Annotated in this window: 17 protein-coding genes; 6 read left to right on the top strand and 11 right to left on the bottom strand. The window is 51.9% G+C overall.

Annotated elements, in window-relative coordinates:
• Positions 1–223: 223 nt before the first annotated feature.
• Positions 224–1,597, bottom strand: coding sequence for a hypothetical protein (locus ACN0YH_RS23520; RefSeq protein ID WP_417382039.1), 1,374 nt, complete (start codon positions 1,595–1,597; stop codon positions 224–226).
• A gap of 248 nt (positions 1,598–1,845) precedes the next feature.
• Between ACN0YH_RS23520 and ACN0YH_RS23515 the strand changes: the two genes are divergently transcribed.
• Positions 1,846–2,595, top strand: a complete 750-nt coding sequence (locus tag ACN0YH_RS23515) for a rhamnogalacturonan acetylesterase (RefSeq protein ID WP_417382038.1) — start codon at positions 1,846–1,848, stop codon at positions 2,593–2,595.
• A gap of 31 nt (positions 2,596–2,626) precedes the next feature.
• On the opposite strand, the gene ACN0YH_RS23510 is transcribed toward ACN0YH_RS23515, so the two are convergent.
• Positions 2,627–3,541, bottom strand: a complete 915-nt coding sequence (locus tag ACN0YH_RS23510) for a radical SAM/SPASM domain-containing protein (protein ID WP_417382037.1) — start codon at positions 3,539–3,541, stop codon at positions 2,627–2,629.
• Between the two features lie 277 nt (positions 3,542–3,818).
• Between ACN0YH_RS23510 and pyrF the strand changes: the two genes are divergently transcribed.
• Genes pyrF through ACN0YH_RS23495 form a run of 3 tightly spaced genes read left to right on the top strand, consistent with a single transcriptional unit; the run spans position 3,819 to position 6,424 of the window.
• Entirely contained in the window at positions 3,819–4,757 is a 939-nt protein-coding gene (gene pyrF, locus ACN0YH_RS23505; protein WP_417382036.1) for an orotidine-5'-phosphate decarboxylase, read from the top strand.
• Positions 4,757–5,392, top strand: a complete 636-nt coding sequence (locus ACN0YH_RS23500) for a DNA-3-methyladenine glycosylase family protein (RefSeq protein ID WP_417382035.1) — start codon at positions 4,757–4,759, stop codon at positions 5,390–5,392. The genes pyrF and ACN0YH_RS23500 overlap by 1 nt, the downstream gene beginning before the upstream one ends.
• Positions 5,393–5,422: 30 nt before the next feature.
• On the top strand, positions 5,423–6,424 hold the full coding sequence (locus ACN0YH_RS23495; RefSeq protein ID WP_417382034.1) for an oxidoreductase: 1,002 nt from the start codon (positions 5,423–5,425) through the stop codon (positions 6,422–6,424).
• Between the two features lie 63 nt (positions 6,425–6,487).
• Here ACN0YH_RS23495 and ACN0YH_RS23490 read toward each other — a convergent pair whose 3' ends face one another.
• The 3 genes from ACN0YH_RS23490 to ACN0YH_RS23480 form a co-directional block, all read right to left on the bottom strand.
• Positions 6,488–7,285 (bottom strand): HpcH/HpaI aldolase family protein, encoded by a 798-nt coding sequence (locus ACN0YH_RS23490; protein ID WP_417382033.1) that lies wholly within the window; start codon positions 7,283–7,285, stop codon positions 6,488–6,490.
• 63 nt (positions 7,286–7,348) lie between these two features.
• The gene (locus tag ACN0YH_RS23485; protein WP_417382032.1) at positions 7,349–7,693 is read right to left on the bottom strand and encodes a cupin domain-containing protein; all 345 of its coding nucleotides are present in this window, start codon (positions 7,691–7,693) and stop codon (positions 7,349–7,351) included.
• An 89-nt stretch (positions 7,694–7,782) separates the two neighbouring features.
• A complete protein-coding gene (locus ACN0YH_RS23480; protein ID WP_417382031.1) occupies positions 7,783–8,391 on the bottom strand; it encodes a hypothetical protein in 609 nt (202 codons plus the stop codon).
• Between the two features lie 298 nt (positions 8,392–8,689).
• Between ACN0YH_RS23480 and ACN0YH_RS23475 the strand changes: the two genes are divergently transcribed.
• Positions 8,690–9,796 carry a mandelate racemase/muconate lactonizing enzyme family protein gene (locus ACN0YH_RS23475; protein ID WP_417382030.1) on the top strand — a complete coding sequence of 369 codons (1,107 nt, stop codon included), beginning with the start codon at positions 8,690–8,692 and terminating at the stop codon, positions 9,794–9,796.
• 226 nt (positions 9,797–10,022) lie between these two features.
• Here ACN0YH_RS23475 and ACN0YH_RS23470 read toward each other — a convergent pair whose 3' ends face one another.
• Together ACN0YH_RS23470 and ACN0YH_RS23465 are read right to left on the bottom strand one after the other, a co-directional pair.
• Positions 10,023–10,307, bottom strand: coding sequence for a hypothetical protein (locus ACN0YH_RS23470; RefSeq protein ID WP_417382029.1), 285 nt, complete (start codon positions 10,305–10,307; stop codon positions 10,023–10,025).
• 224 nt (positions 10,308–10,531) lie between these two features.
• Positions 10,532–10,900 carry a hypothetical protein gene (locus tag ACN0YH_RS23465; protein WP_417382028.1) on the bottom strand — a complete coding sequence of 123 codons (369 nt, stop codon included), beginning with the start codon at positions 10,898–10,900 and terminating at the stop codon, positions 10,532–10,534.
• Between the two features lie 206 nt (positions 10,901–11,106).
• Between ACN0YH_RS23465 and ACN0YH_RS23460 the strand changes: the two genes are divergently transcribed.
• Complete coding sequence (locus ACN0YH_RS23460) at positions 11,107–13,005, top strand: CocE/NonD family hydrolase (RefSeq protein WP_417382027.1); 1,899 nt, start codon at positions 11,107–11,109, stop codon at positions 13,003–13,005.
• Positions 13,006–13,085: 80 nt separating this feature from the next.
• Here the strand turns inward: ACN0YH_RS23460 and ACN0YH_RS23455 are convergent, their stop codons facing one another.
• The 4 genes from ACN0YH_RS23455 to ACN0YH_RS23440 all read right to left on the bottom strand — a co-directional run bounded on the left by ACN0YH_RS23455 (position 13,086) and on the right by ACN0YH_RS23440 (position 16,400).
• Positions 13,086–14,021, bottom strand: a complete 936-nt coding sequence (locus ACN0YH_RS23455) for a DUF1559 domain-containing protein (protein WP_417382026.1) — start codon at positions 14,019–14,021, stop codon at positions 13,086–13,088.
• 82 nt (positions 14,022–14,103) lie between these two features.
• The gene (locus ACN0YH_RS23450) at positions 14,104–14,547 is read right to left on the bottom strand and encodes a hypothetical protein (RefSeq protein ID WP_417382025.1); all 444 of its coding nucleotides are present in this window, start codon (positions 14,545–14,547) and stop codon (positions 14,104–14,106) included.
• A 254-nt stretch (positions 14,548–14,801) separates the two neighbouring features.
• Positions 14,802–15,503, bottom strand: a complete 702-nt coding sequence (locus ACN0YH_RS23445; protein ID WP_417382024.1) for an ion transporter — start codon at positions 15,501–15,503, stop codon at positions 14,802–14,804.
• 540 nt (positions 15,504–16,043) lie between these two features.
• A complete protein-coding gene (locus ACN0YH_RS23440) occupies positions 16,044–16,400 on the bottom strand; it encodes a hypothetical protein (protein ID WP_417382023.1) in 357 nt (118 codons plus the stop codon).
• Positions 16,401–16,671 lie beyond the last annotated feature (271 nt).

Raw genomic sequence — 16,671 nt, 5'->3', positions numbered from 1 at the left:
TATACTCAGTGACTGGTTTCATGGATCCAGACAGGAAGTGACTGGCTAAGAGATTCAGAGCGGGAAAGCATGCTCAAACGTGATGTGTTTCAGAGAAGACTGCCCCTGTCGAATCTCAGTACGCAGGTCATTCTATGCAGGCTAATTCACTGAAACAACCATTATCAAAGCAGATGTGGGAGTATTCAGCCTGATTTTCAAAAGAAATGAGATCCGTCCGCGCTCAGCCACCAGCCTGTGGGGAGTCAGTGTCAGCAAGCTTCCAGTATTTGGGCAGATCACGTTTTGTCTCAAGCAGGATTTCCAGAATGGCCCGCCGGTCCTCTGCACTTAAATGGGCATACTCACTGCTCTGATCCTTGCCCGACAGGACTTCCCACAAACGACGATACACGACTTCCAGTACCGGTCGTGGCAGTGCCTCGAACGATTCCGAATAGATCAGGTAACTGCAGGGATATTGGAATAACCGCTGTTTCAGATCAAAATCCCGCAATGAACGCCCGCGACGATCGCGTGGTCCTGTCCGGGGAAACTCCGATTCAAATCGGGACGTGCCCTGTACCAGACCTTCCAGTTGCAGTTCCTCGACAAACAGCATGTAATCCACCAGTCGATTCGCTGCACTCTCATAATGACGTTTTGTACTGTCACTCTGAAAGGTCGCCTCCCGTTCCAGCATCCGATTCATCACCGTCGCGTCTCGCTCGGTAATGCGACCTTCAATCTGTGCCCGGGTAATCAGGTTATGCATTTTGACCTGATGTTCCAGCACCATCAGCGACACAATATCGCTGTGAGGCGTCAGATACGCGCTGGTATCAAACCACTTTTCCAGATCAACGGCATTCGCACCCGGTTCACGATTCAGGTTGCGAGAGCTATCCCCCTGTCGAAAGATCAGGTTCCCCATATGTCGCATTTCTCCGTGCGTGCCTGACACATACCAGCCACCCCAACGCTCAGAAAAGGGGCTGGAATGATCGCTGCGATAAGTGCCTTCCCGAAACGCAGGCATCCCGTCAGGCCCGGGATAGACCGACCGCATGATGTGCCCTGGCACTCCCTGTGTCATTGAGGAAGCATGGCACTGAGTACATTCAAATGTCTTGCGTACAAAGGTGGGATGCGAGGTCTGCGATTGTGACAGGGTATAAAACACGGTCCCCAGCTTCGGATCACTGGCGGATACTTCCAGTACCGCCCCCCCCTGGACAAAACCCACATAAAGATCATCATTAAAGTACAATGCGCGCGGCGATTGAGGATCGATATGCTTCACCTGCAGGCTCGTCTTCGAGAAGACCAGCGTCTGAGAGGAAACCGAAATCTTCAATGCTTCCAGGACCGCAGGCAGATAACCGGCCCGATTCTTTCGCTGATACGCAAGCTTAATCTCCCCCGCATCCAGTCGCTTCTGAAAACGGGAAATCAGATTGTCGGGCTCTGCCTTGTTGTAGTTGATGGGCGGTTCTTCAAAGCTGAGCTGGGCCCGAACGACCGTTGATGGAAGACAGAAACATAACAACAGACCGACCGCAAAAATTGTCCACGGCTGAGTTCTGCAGCCCCGTTTTAATTCTTCACAACGGTTCATCGGCGTGCTACCCTGTTTGATTGAAAGGCGAGGGCCCATTCTTTTCGCTGTAACCAGACAGCGAAAACAGACCTGATTCTGGCAGGAATAATATTATTATCGGATAATCTCATCCATTTTAATTGCCCTCTCAGCTCTGTCAACTTACTTTTCAATGAGATTAACTCACCTTAGACTGAGACGTTACCTGGGTCAGTCGGTTCCATCACCTGCACCAACCCGAATACGGGAAACAGAAAACGAATATCATGCCTCAACTCCCTCTCCGCACGCAACTTACTCTGACGATCTTTTTTCTGACCTGCTTACTTACATTGCCCGCACAAGGCGAAGCAGCGCCGCCGATCCGTATCCAGCTGATCGGCGATTCCACTATGGCAACATATAATAATCCCCCCAAAGATCGCCCCGACATGACTGGCTGGGGCCAGATCTTTGGCGAATACTTTAATAACGATGTTACCATTTTGAACCGTGGTGCCTCCGGCCGCAGTTCCAGCAGCTTTATTCGAGAAGGTCGCTGGAAAAAAGCGCTTGCAGAAAAACCAGACTACCTCTTTATTCAGTTTGGACACAATGACTGTCCCGGCAAAGGGGACCGTGAAACTGATCCCGCCACCACATTTCAACAGTACCTGAAACAGTACATCAATGAAGCACGGGCTGCGAGTATCAAACCGATCCTGGTCACTCCCATGACCCGCCGACGCTTTAAAAACGGTCAGATCTGGACCATCCTGCGACCTTATGCAGAGGCCATGATCAAAGTCGGCAAAGAGGAAAACGTCCCCGTCATAGACCTGCATCAGAAAAGCGTTGCATTATTCAATCAACTGGGTGACGCAGGCAGCAACGACTTCAGCCCCAGTAAATCCGATCGCACTCACTTCTCACGCAAGGGAGCACTCGAAATCGCCAGGCTGGTCGCAGAAGACATTCCCAGCACTGTACCTGAACTGAAACCCTACCTGAAACAACGCGAACCCAAACAGCATTGAGGTACTGATCATTCTCTTCTATCGAAGAGTCTCACTTGAAAGTGCATTTATTACAGGGAGCCACACTGAGACGCGACACGGTGGCCTCTCTCAGTTTTCGATATTCGGGAGAGTTATAAATTTCCAGTACATGCTGCTCATTCACGTTGCCGATGGGATATTCTGCCTGACCGTCGGCACAGCAGTGTGCGACTTCACCAGTCGCCGTAATCGAAAGTTCGAACCAGCGCACACAGCCTATATTGGGGACCTCATCGACGGCCAAGCCTTCGACCTGTCCAGTCCAGGCCATCCGTGGAATCACGCTCGATTTGAACAGTGGATAGTGAATGCTGCTCCACTGCTCAAATTCCTGATCTGCCTGGGTTCCATCACCCACACGCGCAAGTACCACTGCAAAATAAATGTCGCCATCTGCAAACGTATCGTGGATCATCTCCAGACGCTGGATAGTCTGCTGATAAGGTAGCCCCATTACACGTTCGTATTCAGCTTCTCGATGATCATTAAACGAAATCCACAGATAACTGATGTTCTTGATGTCCTGCAACGCTTCCAGCTTGTCTTCCGTGATCGCCGTTGCATTCGAAGTCAACGCAATCTTTGCCTGAGGAAGTAACCGGTTGATCTTTTCCAGCGTGTCAAGCAGACGCGTATCCAGAAAAGGTTCACTGACTTTGAACGGTGAAATTTGAAGCTTTATTTCCTGGGGAATTTCCGTCAGTTCATTTAGCACCTTATCAATGAGTTCATCACTCATTTTCGTATGTTTACGATTCAGGTTGGGATACGGACAGAAATTACAGCTCGCATTACACCGCGCCAGTGTCTCCAGATGCACGTGTCGGGGATAATCCATATAAGGCGAGTGACGCAACCGGGCAATCCCGGCATCATACTCGGCGTTTTGTGGGCTGTAGTGATTAGGGCTGAGAATTTCCAGCATTTCGATGACTCTTCCTTGAATCCAAGATTTACGAATACCCCTGCTGTGCAAAGATCGCAGTCTTCCTGAGATGTGTTAATGAGAGTAGTCATGCATATACATTTGAAGTCAGCCGCATCCCTGGCGCCTCGTTCAGTAAAAACTCTCACCCAGCTCTGGAATTCCAAAACCGGTATTGTTCCATTGTCGGCTCATTTTAGTATGATTCATGAAGGAATTCTGCCATTCCCACAAAGCAACAACACACATAACCCGTATCACGGAAAGCAGTTACGAGATGCATCATTTTTCCGATCGACTTAATGCCGCCATTCAAAAGAAGAAAACACCGGCTCTGGTCGGCCTCGACCCCCGCTTTGACTGGCTCCCCGCCGACATCGTCAGTAACGCCAACAAGAATCATCAGAGCCAGGCAGAGATCGTTGCATCCGCCTTTGAAGAGTTCTGTCTCCGCATTATTGATGTCGTTGCGCCACTGGTTCCCGCCGTTAAACCACAGGCTGCTTTCTTCGAAGAATGGGGGCCCGCTGGCTGCGCCGCTCTGCAGCGCGTCATCCTGAAGGCGCGCGAAGCGGGACTGGTCGTGATCTGCGATGCCAAACGGGGCGACATCGGTTCGACTGCCGAAGCCTATGCCCGCGGTTACCTCGCCGGAGAAAATCCCGACAGCGCCATCTGGGCCGCCGACTGCCTGACGGTGAACCCCTACCTGGGAAGTGATACGCTGGAACCATTCGTCAATGTCGCCATCGAACGGGGCGCTGGCATTTATGTTCTTGTCCGTACCAGTAACCCCGGCGCAGGCACCTTTCAGGATCGTAAAACCGACGGTACGAATCTCTACGAATGCGTGGCCGCCGCGGTCGAAGAGCTGGCGGTTAAAACCAAAGGAGCAGGTAACTACGGTTCCATCGGCGCGGTCGTCGGCGCCACCTATCCCGAAGAACTCAACCAGCTCCGCGCACTCATGCCGCACACGCCCCTGCTCGTCCCCGGCTATGGCAGCCAGGGCGCGGGTGCCGGCGATGTCGCAGGTGCCTTCGATGAACAAGGCCTGGGTGCCATCATCAACAGCTCGCGAGGCATTAACTTCGCGATTCGTAAAGCCCCCTATTCAGAAAAATTCGCTCCCCAGGAGTGGGAACAGGCGATCGAAGTCGCCACGATCGACATGATTGCCGATCTCGCGAATCACACACCTGCCGGTAATCTGTAATGAACGACCACGCCGCAATATTTCAGAAAGCGTCAAAGCACCTGAGCAAAGCAGACCCGCTGTTGAAACCTGTGATCAGCAGCATCGGCCCCTGCCCGCTCAAACCGTATCGCTACCGCTTCGCACTCCTGCTGCGTTCGATTGTCTCACAACAGATCTCCACTTCCGCCGCCCGCACGATTTATCTCCGACTCCACGCCTTGACCGGCAAAGGTCAGCCGACGGCAGAAAAAGTCATGCAACTCTCACACGAGCAACTCCGCTCGGTCGGCCTGTCCAATCAGAAAGCAACCTACGTGCGACATCTGGCCGAAATGGTGATGCAGAACAAGGTCCGTCTGCATAAAATGCATCTATTGAGCGACGAAGATGTCACCAGCGAACTGATTCAGGTCAAAGGGATCGGCGTGTGGACCGCGCAGATGTTTCTGATGTTCGGCCTTTGTCGTCCCGATATTTTTCCCCATGATGACCTGGGAATTCAAAACGGGATTCAGAAAATCTACGAACTGAAAACCCGACCTGACAAACAGACCTGTATTGAAATCGCAGAACGCTGGCAGCCTTATCGCACGGTTGCCAGCTGGTACTGCTGGCGTATCCTGGAAATGGAAACGCCCAACGGGCCCTGGTAACCGCAAACTTCAAAACGGAAAGACTTCACCATGCAAAACACAGTCTCCTGCTTTCAAGTCAATAAAAATGAACAGAAGGAAATCACCTCGGGTCTGCAGACAGTTCCGTCCGCCGACCTCCCTGCAGGCGATGTGACAATCCGTGTGGTCTATTCTTCCATCAACTATAAAGACGCCCTCGCTGCAACCGGACACCCGGGTGTCGTGAGAAACTTCCCACATGTCCCCGGCATCGATGCCGCCGGCATTGTCGTAGAATCAAAGTCCGATCAATTTCAAGTCGGCGATGCCGTCATCGTTACCAGTTATGAACTGGGCGTCGAATGCTGGGGCGGCTGGTCCGAATTAATTCGCGTAAAACCGGAATGGGTGGTCCCTCTGCCTGCGGGACTGACATTGAAAGAATCCATGATCCTCGGCACCGCCGGCCTGACTGCCGCGATGTGTGTTAACAGCCTGATTCAGCATGAGATCCCCGCCGATGCAGGAGGCGTGCTCGTCACCGGTGCTTCGGGGGGCGTCGGCTCATTCGCCTTGTCACTGCTCAAATGCTGTGGCTTTCATCCCGTGGCCGTCACGGGGAAACCTTCCGCGGCCCTCCGCCTGGTTGAACTGGGGGCCCGGGAAGTGATTGGTCGCGATGAACTCGAGGACGATTCCAGGAAACCACTGCTCAAAGCCCGCTGGTCCGCCGCCATCGACACAGTAGGCGGTTCGATCTTGAGCAACGTCATTCGCTCAATTCAACCCAATGGCTGCGTCGCCGCTTGTGGGAACGCCGGGGGTGTAGAACTCGACCTGACCGTCTTCCCCTTTATCCTGCGAGGCATCACCCTGGATGGTATCGACTCAGCCTGGTATCCGATTCAGAAACGAAGTGAGCTCTGGCAGAAACTGGCGACCGACTGGAAACTGCCCGACCTCGACTCCCGCGCGGAAGTTATCTCACTGGAACAGGTTCCGGATACCGTCAACGCCATCCTCAAAGCGGAACATCAGGAACGCACGATCATTCAGATCAGCGCGGAGTAAGTAAATAAAAAGCGGCCCTGTGTTTTTGCAGGACCGCTTTTCAATTTCTCCGTTCTGTTTCCGTTAATAGCGTGCCAGGTCGGCTGCTTCGGACTTGAGATTCAAACCGCTTACAATCCGCTGGGCGTCGTTGAGCATGAATTTCACTTCACTGCCACACGCGATGAACCGCCAGCCTTCTTCGATCCGCTGCTGCACGGCTTCGATGGTCTGCACATGTAAGCCGACGGGGGTCCCGGTTTTCTTTCCGGTTTCCAGAATTTTCTGCAGCATCACTTCCAGTTCATCGGGCGAAGGATGCACGCCGGTCTTTTTACTCATCTGGAAGGTCAGGTCATTGGGACCCACGAAGATCCCATCCACGCCGGGCAGGCTGTAAATTTCTTCCGCGTTCTCAACTCCTTCGGGAGATTCGGTCTGCAGAATGACCAGGATCTCATCGTTGGCATGTTTGTAATAGTCGCCGGCGGTCGCATCGAAGTTCATTGCGTGCAGCACGCCACCCACAGAGCGGTTCCCTAAAGGCGGGTACTTGACTGCATCGATCACCTCTTTAGCCTGTTCGACCGTGTTGATCATCGGTGCGACAATTCCATGAGCCCCGGCGTCGAGCGCCCGCTTGATGAGTTCATATTTTCCGAGAGGAACGCGACACAGAGGCACACAGCCGGCATCCGCAATCGCACCGAACAGATGCGCGGCCTGAGACCAGTCGATGGGGGAATGTTCCATATCAACCGTCAGCCAGGGAAAACCCACGCGCGCCATCAGCCGGGTCATCATGATATCTCCCGATGAGAGCCATGTTCCTACCTGGGGTTTTCCTTCACGCAACGCCGCCTTGACCGGATTCTTTTTCATCAGTCTGTGTTTCTTTTCTGAAATCGGTTGGAAATAAAAGTGTGTTGAAAACTGCTGTTTACCCTACCCATTCTCGACAGGCTCATAGTGGATTGCAAGCCAAACGCTTTCCCGATCCGCTGCCGTCGCGTCCACACGATGACGACAATGCGCGGGAATGTTCACTGCATCCCCGGGATTCAGCGCCCGCCCTTCGGTTTCTCCCTCAAATCGCAGCACCGCCGACCCCGAGAGCAGAACGACCCATTCGGCGTGCTCCTGATCGTACCATTGCCCTTCCCGCGTGGCCTGACCGGTGGATACAATCCGCTCTACCCGACACCCCGCACCGCGAAACAGCTCCTCAAAGACTTCCTCTCCCGACGGAGTCGCAAACGGAGTTAACAGATTGAATATTTCAGGGATCATTGTCTCTCTTTCTCCTGAACTGAATCAGTTGACTCAATGTATCATCACTGAAAATACCAAGATCACTGTTGAGGAACACGACAAAGTCATTAGCAACTTATCCATATAAGACCGCGTGTTTGTTGACTCGCCAAATTAGCCGTTGCAGCGAATGTTTTGAATTCTTCGAATATTTCTGTGCAGTCCTCGTCGGTGACGTCATTCGACTCTCCTTGCGAATGAAGCCATTCACTGAACCTCAATTTTACATCGTCCATATTTACTTGTGAGAGAAGTGCTGCGAGTTCAGGTACCTGACCGCTCTTGAATGCAAAGTCTTCATTCACGTGCGTTAAGTCGACGGCATTGTGTTGCCGTGTACTGCCGGATTCAAGCCATGTTTGAAAGAAGGCGCCACTACCACTCACGAATTCTGTCGAACCAGTAAGAATGAGATGGAATAGATCCACATTTCTATGATTCACTGCCTTACCTATTAACTGACATTCACTCGTCGGCCAATCAGTGGGAATAGCTGGAGGCGCCGGCGCTACGGGCACATCACCTGTGATCCGTTGCCAAAGGGATGGCTTGGGAGCAATCGCGGGTTTGAAATCGGGGGCTTCTCCATTCAAATAATCCGATAGAGTTTGTGGGTGCTCATGAATGAAGTCGATGTGCGCATCCGGTACCGGTAAAATGCAAAAGTAATTCGCCATCAATTATTCCCAGTTCTAGCTAACGACTTGTATCCCGGTGTTGCGGTAAGCGGTATTAATTTCAGACCCTGACCAGTCTGCATTTCCAGTGTATGCCAAAGTAATACAACGGGTATCAAAGATAACAGTAACTATAGTAGTCAGAAATTACCAACCCCATTCGGGGTCCACCTGAGTTTCATATTGGAGAATGAGGTTGTAGTCGGACAAGCTTCCATCGTCCCGCTTGCCCCTCACTTTGGGAACTGGTAGCATAAATTTTCTCTGCGATTGCCCTACCTTCCCCCGGAGAGCCCTCATGAAAATCACAGGCGTCGATACGTTTTTCGTAGATGTCCCGCTGCAAGCCCCGGTCTCTCCCTATCAGTCCCGCTACATCTGCTCCACGAGCACCGGTGCCCTGCTGATCCGCATTGAAACGGATGCCGGTATTACTGGCTGGGGCGAAACGCCACAACGGCTCTCGTTCCAGAACGCCGTTAGTTTTACCGGCGCAGAAGCCGACTACTTCCGCCCGATTCTGCTGGGCAAAGATCCGACCGACATCGCCGCGCTGTACGCTGACTGGGGAATGGGGGAGGAACCATACCGTCAGTCGCTGGTCGAGATGGCCTGCTGGGACATTCTGGGCAAACAGGCGGGACTCCCCCTGCATCGACTGCTGGGCGGTCTGTATCGGGACCGCGTGGAAGTCACCTGCTGTATGGGCATTCGTGGTCCGGAAGAAGCGGCCGCGATTTCAAAACATTATGTCGACCTGGGCTTCTCCACACTCAAAACGAAAGCGGGGCGTTCGCCCGAAGAAGACCTGGCAATGGTCCGCGCGATCCGCGATGCGACCGGCGACCGATTGAATCTCCGCATCGATCCCAACATGGGTTACACGCCGGAAGTCGCATTGCAACTGGCACGCGACCTGGAACCCTACGACCTGCAATACTTCGAACAGCCGATGCACAAAGACCTGCTGCAGGAATCCGCCGAGATCCGCCAGCAAACCACCACGCCGCTGGCGCTGAATGAATCGGTGACCACCATGAAAAACGTCCGCAAAATTTTAGAGCTGGACGCCGCCCAGTACCTGCTGCCCGACACCTACCAGTGTGGCGGCATCTGGGCGGTCAAACTCGTCGGCGAAGTCGCGGCTTCAGCCAGCGTCCCCTGTATCTTTCACTGCGCCCACGACCTGGGTCTCCGCACTGCGACGATGCTGCACATGGCAGGTTCCTCACCCAATTTCCCCCTCGCTAATGACTGCACCTATTACAGTCTGGAGAACGACATTATTACTGAGCCGTTTGAAATCAAAGCAGGCACGATCACAGTCCCCACGAAGCCGGGGTTGGGCGTGGACATCAATGAAGGGATGTTGAAACGGTATCTGGTGAAGAGTTCGGTGGATTGATTTCCGGCTTTAAAGTCAAAAGAAGGGATGGCCCCGAATGGAATTCGGGGTTGTCGGAGACAACAGGAAACTGACAGGTTAGACCAGCGAATTGAATTTTCGTTTTCCTACCATATGTTGTGAGAAATTTGAGAGCAATCCAGGGGCTCTGTATTATGCAGGCAACACTGTCAGTTTCCTGCTCGCTACGCTCGGCCCGAATTATATTCAGGCCTACCCGCCCCTTTTACGGTTTCCGATCTGAGATAGCAGTGCGAAAGCTGTTTCGACAAGCGGGGATTCCGTTTAAGAACTGGTTTTCGGGAACAAAACCATAATTTGAAAGGGGATAGAACTGTTCGCGTTTAATGATTTCCTGAGCGCGTTTACCGGCAGTCGTCTGAGGATATTTTCTGCTCAATTCAAGTAGTTGTTTCTGTGCCTGTCGAAGTCGATACAGAGCCAGTTCTTCCTGCAATAGTGCCTGTTTCTGAATCGCTCCCCGATTCAGGTCATCTTGCGAAACCAGCAACGCGCTATCCGGCACCTCAGTTCTGGAATTCAGGCTCTGTTTTAGGGACGTACTTTCTAAATCTGCAGATGTAATTTGCGACTGCATCAGAGTTCCAAAAGCGAAGCAGCCCACAGGAATCAAAAGCAAATAGATTCTTCGCATCATCTCTCCTTTCTGTAACACAGAATCCAGTTCGGAAGAACGCAGAGAACTGACTTACCAGATTACTCAAAAAAGAAAAATCACGGGCTGTTCAACTGCTGAAGACGGTAACCAAGCTGGCTGGTGGGCAGACCATTGATGTAGTAAACCCGGGGACCTGGTCCATAGTGAAACTTGAGTTGCGGACCATCGATGCCCAGGGTTTGCTGAAGCCGTTTCTCTGCCGTTTTCCGGGGATAGCGCTTCCGTAAATCGACCAGCCTATTTTCCGTTTCCCAGTTTTCAAACGTAGGAAAGTTTATCAGAAAGACTCGCTGATGTGGTTTCACAGCAGTAACAGGGGGCTCCAGCTGCTTTTTTTCTGGCTCCTCTGATCGGACCTCTGTTGGAATCAGGCTGACCAGAGCCAGTAACATCCCTGCCAGCAAAGTGAAAGAAGTTTTTCGCATCTCTCCGATCCTCCTCTGATTAAGATTCCCAGTGCCTGCTGGTACGAGGCGGGATTTTATGCCAGAACAGAAATACAGGCAAGGTCCGTTTCGACAGAGAATATCATCCAAATTGAACGGTTTCCCTGCGACCGCCCTGTTTCCCACCTGCGTTTTCCGGCAATAACCACCGCCGAACTAACAACTGATTTTAGAAAGTAGGCACCATGATCTCCCGCTTTGTTTTTCGTTCCCAGCTGCGGCTGACGATTTCCGGTTTCCTCTTCTGCCTGCTCATCACTTCGGCCGCGTTTGCCGCCGGTGGTCCGTATGCGGTGGAAGTGCGCAAGAACGTGATGGTTCCCATGCGGGATGGCGTGAAGCTGGCGACCGACGTCTACCTCCCCGTCGAAGATGGCGACGTGCTGAATCAGAAACTTCCCACCATTCTGGAACGCCGCCCCTACAACAAGAACGGCTGTAAATCGTCGGGTATGTACTATGCTTCGCATGGTTATGCCTTCGTCGCCCAGGATACGCGTGGCCGCTATGGTTCGGAAGGGGTCTGGCATATGCTGACTGATGACGGCGTCGATGGCGTCGATACCGCGGCCTGGATCGGGAAACAACCCTGGTCGAACGCGGAGATCGGCATGATTGGCACGTCCTACGTCGGCGGTACACAGCATGCACTCGCGATGGAAAAAGCACCCGAACTGAAAACCGTGATTCCCGTCGATGCCATGTCCAACCTGGGTTATGCCAGCATGCGGAACGGAGGGGCCTTTGAACTGCGTTTCTGGAACTGGATCTATCTTAATGCCGGCAAAGGCAGCCGTCAGTCACACGATCCCGGCACTGCGGCCGTCCTCAAGGAAATGGCAGAGAACCGCATGCAGTACCTGTTTGAGCTTCCGCTCCGCAAAGGGACGACGCCGATGAAGCTGGCGTCCGAATACGAAGACTGGCTCGTCGCCGGCATGCAGCATGGCGCCAACGATGATTTCTGGAAGCAGAACAATATCATCGACTACCCCGAACAATATAAAGACATCCCCGTGTACCTGGTGAGTGGCTGGTACGATTCCTGGAGCAGCAATAACACGGCCAACTTCCAGGCGCTCTCAAAAACCATTAAAGGTCCCGTGTATATGATCATGGGCCCCTGGATTCATGGCCGGCAAGGCTCTCATTCCCACGGTCAGGTTGACTTCGGCAAAGAAGCCGCCATCGCTGATCCGCTCGGCTGGCGTAAGGAATGGTATGATCACTGGCTCAAAGGCATCGATAACAGTGTGGGGACCGCTGCTCCGTTTGAAACCCCCGTACGTATCTTCGTCATGGGAACCGGCGATGGTTCTAAAACACAGGACGGCAAACTTCAGCATGGCGGTTACTGGCGCAATGAAAGTGAATGGCCGCTGAAACGAACCGTTTACACGAAATACCATCTGCAGCCGGAAGGCAGGCTCGCTACACAGGCGCCGAAAACACAGCAGGCTGCGACCACCTTCCTGTTTGATCCTGCTAACCCGGTCCCCACGATTGGCGGCAACATCTCCAGTGGTAACGACATCCTCGTACAGGGGGGCTGGGATCAGAAAGGGAGCGAGCACATCTGGAACTGGACACAGCCGATCCCGCTTTCTGCCCGCAAAGATGTGATCGTATTTCAGACCGAACCGCTGACAGCAGATCTCGAAGTGACCGGCGAACTGGCGGTCAAACTCTGGATCTCGTCCGATGCGAAAGACACCGACTTCACCGCCAAGCTGATCGACGTGTATCCCCCGAGTACTGACTTCCCGGGTGGCTTCGATCTGAATATTGGCGATGGCATCATTCGCACCCGCTTCCGTGATTCCCTCAAGACCGAGAAACTGATGGAGCCCGGCACAATCTACCCCGTGACGATCAAACTCTATCCGACTTCCAATGTGTTCAAGAAAGGGCATCGCATCCGCGTTGATATTTCCAGCAGCAACTTCCCCCGCTTCGATATCAACCCCAACACAGGCGAACCGCTGAATAATAACCGCCGGTCACAGACGGCAAATAATACGATTTACCACGACGCAGAACATCCTTCTCACATCGTGCTACCAGTGATTCCTGCGAAGAAATAATGTTTACCACCAATTAAAAAAACGGCCAGAGGAAATGGATTCTCTGGCCGTTTCTGTTTTAATCTCAGCGGAATAGCGGCTTAATATTCGCCGACCACATTACCATCCGCTTTGTTCCCCAGGTCCTGCCAGGTTCCCAAGTGAATATTTTCTGAGATGAAACGAATACGCCCGTCAGCAAACAGGGTGTGAACGCCACCCACGTGCTTACTGCGCGAGCCCAGCAGTGATGTTCCGCCGGTACTCTGGGCACACTCCAGCAGGTCTGAGTTAGGTCCGATCAGTGTGGTATAGCTCCAGGCCCACATGGACTGGGCATAAAACCAGGAAAAACCACGCTGCTTCTGATTGGCAGTCCCGGTGCAGACAGTACCAGATGTCGCGTTGATGCCGGCATAAGGATGACCCACAATACACTCGGAGGACAACATGGTGTTGGAGGTCCCGTCTTCAATGTCCTTGATCTGAGTCTTGCTGTTCAGGAACATGATCGAACGACCGTTGTTCTGATAGGTCGAACCACCGGCCGCATAACCTCCGCTGTTCGCAGTGCAGGTAACATAGTTGGTCGGACCGAAGCTGGACTGTCCAGTCGTGCCACGGTTACCGGGATCACTGGGGCAGCGATAGGCGGGAATTTCATAATTCCGGGCTTCCGTGTTGGCAGTGCCGCCACTCCCTGGTTCCACACTCCAGTTGATTTTATTAAACAGCGGTGCCTGATCCATGTAAGGCAGAATACGAGCCTGCCAGCCGATCATACTGGTTTCCCATTCGCTGGTGGCACCCTGGCGACGGACGGTCGCTGGAGGGAAGGTGCGAAACGTATCGTGATAATTGTGCAGCGCCAGGCCGATCTGCTTCATGTTGTTCTTACAACTGGAACGGCGGGCCGCTTCACGGGCCTGCTGCACGGCCGGTAACAGCAGCGCGATCAGAATGGCGATAATGGCGATGACCACCAGCAATTCAATTAAAGTAAATCCCTGGCGACGCTTCAGAAATAACGCTTTCATAGTTTCGATTGATCCATTTGAAAAAATAGGTGTGTAGATAATTAATAAAATAGTACGCTGGAAACGTACTGGTCAGAACGGACTATTTGGCTTCGAGCGTGAAGTCGGCGGTATTTTCGCCCGCTTTAACTTCGTACTTCAAAGTCGATTGAGTGTTGTACCGTGCGGGCACATACTGCTGCATGATTTCCGTTTTCTGGCCGTCTGATTCCTGAAATTTGCCCGTTTTGCGGGTCGCATTCACCAGGACCTTATTATTGCCGACGGCGGGGCCTTCTGCAGCAGAAAGAGAGTAGGTCCCGTCTTTGATCAACGCCTGCGCCAGCTTGCCGCGCACGGGTTTGCCGGCTTCATCGACATCGGGCACAAACTGGATACTCCCTTCAGGCAAAGGTTTGCCATCGAAGGTCACGGTACCAGAGACGGCAGCGCGTTCGATGTACTCGGCAGAGCCACCAGAACAACCTGTCAGGGTCAATGCGCACATAAAGAGCGCAACGGAATTCTTTCGCGAAACGGGGAACATAGCGAGCCTGTCTGTTCAATCAATTTCGATTTTCAGTTGTTGGGTTTAGAAAAGCAATCGGTTTGAAATCTCAGCTGACAAAATCGACCGGCTGGTCAGAATCAGGAGGGTTCCATGTGATTCTATAAGGCAGGTATCTGAGGCATGATTGTTTCCATCTGGGTTGAATTATAAATGACTAAGCCCCCCATCCACAATGAAAAACAAGAAGAATAACAGAGCACATCAAAGGTCTCCTGTGAATAACCTGATCATTATTCCATTTCCCGGGCCTTGGACAGTGCAGATGCCACCAGGCCTGCTGGTATGGAAACGATACCCAGCCCAACGACTAGAATACAGAAGGTAAACATTTTACCGCCGGCAGTTTTAGGATAGATATCGCCATACCCGACTGTTGTCAGGGTAGAAACCGCCCACCACAGGCTATGAAACACGGAACTGAATGCTTCTGGTTGAGCAGGATTTTCGAAGTGATAAATACCTACTGCTGCCAGGTAAAGTACGATCATGCTGGCAAACAGAAATAAAGCCAGTTCTTCTTTAGCAATCAGGAAAGCACGATGGAATCGCTTTGCAGCAGCGCTATATCGGGCCAGTTTGAAAATTCGAACCAGCCTCAACAGCCGAAACGATCTAAGAGACCTGAGATCCAGTCCCGTACTGAGATAAAACGGAAGTATTGCCAGTAAGTCGATGATCCCAAAGAATGAGAAGATAAAGGCGGTCTTGTCTGAGGCGACAGTTACTCGTGCCAGATACTCAAAGGTAAAAATAATGACACTGATAATTTCTATGAAACGGAGGATTGCTCTATTTTCGTCCGAAAGTTCAGGCAGAGTTTCAATAGAGAAACAGATCAGCGACAAAACAATGATCGCTTGAATCGTAAGATCAAATGCTTTACCTGATTTTGTGTCTGAGTCTTCGATTATCTGTTTTAACCGCTGCTTCATTAGATTCTCTCCTAACCATTCCGATTAACCTGCCTGCCAGAAGTATATTTAAGGTCTTTCCTTCTCTGCTCTCAACCTTGATGCGTTCACAGACTAATTTAGTCGATTCTGCCGGCAGCCTCACGACGCGCTAAGACTCGCTTTCTCAATCAGCCAGACCCGCAGCCGGTTTGCTTTGCCCCTGTGTGTGTTTCTACTTTCGACTTTTTCTACACTCATCTTTTGCGCATTGACGCTGAGTGACTGTTTTGGTGGCTCGAAACAAAGTCTGGAACGCGCCTTTGATTCGGGGAGTGTCGGTTTAGACGGCAGTAGGACGGTGAGCATTAAACCAAACCCACCCACGACCCGATAACAGAAACGGCCAGTGGAAAATTAATCCACTGGCCGTTTTATGTTCGATCCCCTGGTCGGGGAATGAACGGCAACAACTGAGCTTCAACACTTGCTGAATGCTCTACAGGGTAGAATACTCAGCAGAAACCGGTCTCGAGAATGAGAACGGGTTTCGTCGGCCGTTCGTTGCTGATTAACAGACTCTCAGCTGCATTGTTCTGCACCACGCGTGATGCCTCCTAAATCTGCTGCCAGTCGATCTGCAATCAGACGGCACAGCTCAGAGCATTCCGCGAGTCCTTCGACAATAATCACTTCAGGAACGGCTTCGATCTGGAGTCCCAGTTCCTGCAGTTCCTCGTGACATTCAAACAGCACGTTTTCGGTTGGCTGAAGATCAACAGTAATAATCAGCTGATTTTTGTTTAACTTCCAATGACGGTCTTCGGGAGAACTGGAAACTTCTCCGCCCTGCTCTTCGAGAATGCGTTCCACCTGGACAGCTTCTGAATCACCGAGCGATTGTTTCAGAAAAACCCGACTCGCAGTAATGATTGGCATACTTGTCATCTCCATATAGTTTTTCAATCAGTCAAACATAAGAGAACAGAAACGACAAAGCTTTCTGCTCAGAATGAATCTCTTATGATGAGATTTCTGTATCTGTTCCAAGATCAAGTATACAAAGGTCCGATCCGTTTGTCGCTCAAAAAAAAGGTGTTCAAAAAAAAGACGTCATTATGTCGCGGAACGGGCTTGAGATAAAATACAGATCTGCTAACGCGCATCATATTTGCCTATCGCGTCTCTCAGGCTTTCATGCCCGGTCCTG

It is taken from the genome of Gimesia sp. (assembly GCF_048262075.1).
In the GTDB taxonomy this organism is placed as follows: Bacteria; Planctomycetota; Planctomycetia; order Planctomycetales; family Planctomycetaceae; genus Gimesia.
Note: the sequence above shows the minus strand (reverse complement) of the source record. Positions and strands in the feature narration are given on the sequence as shown.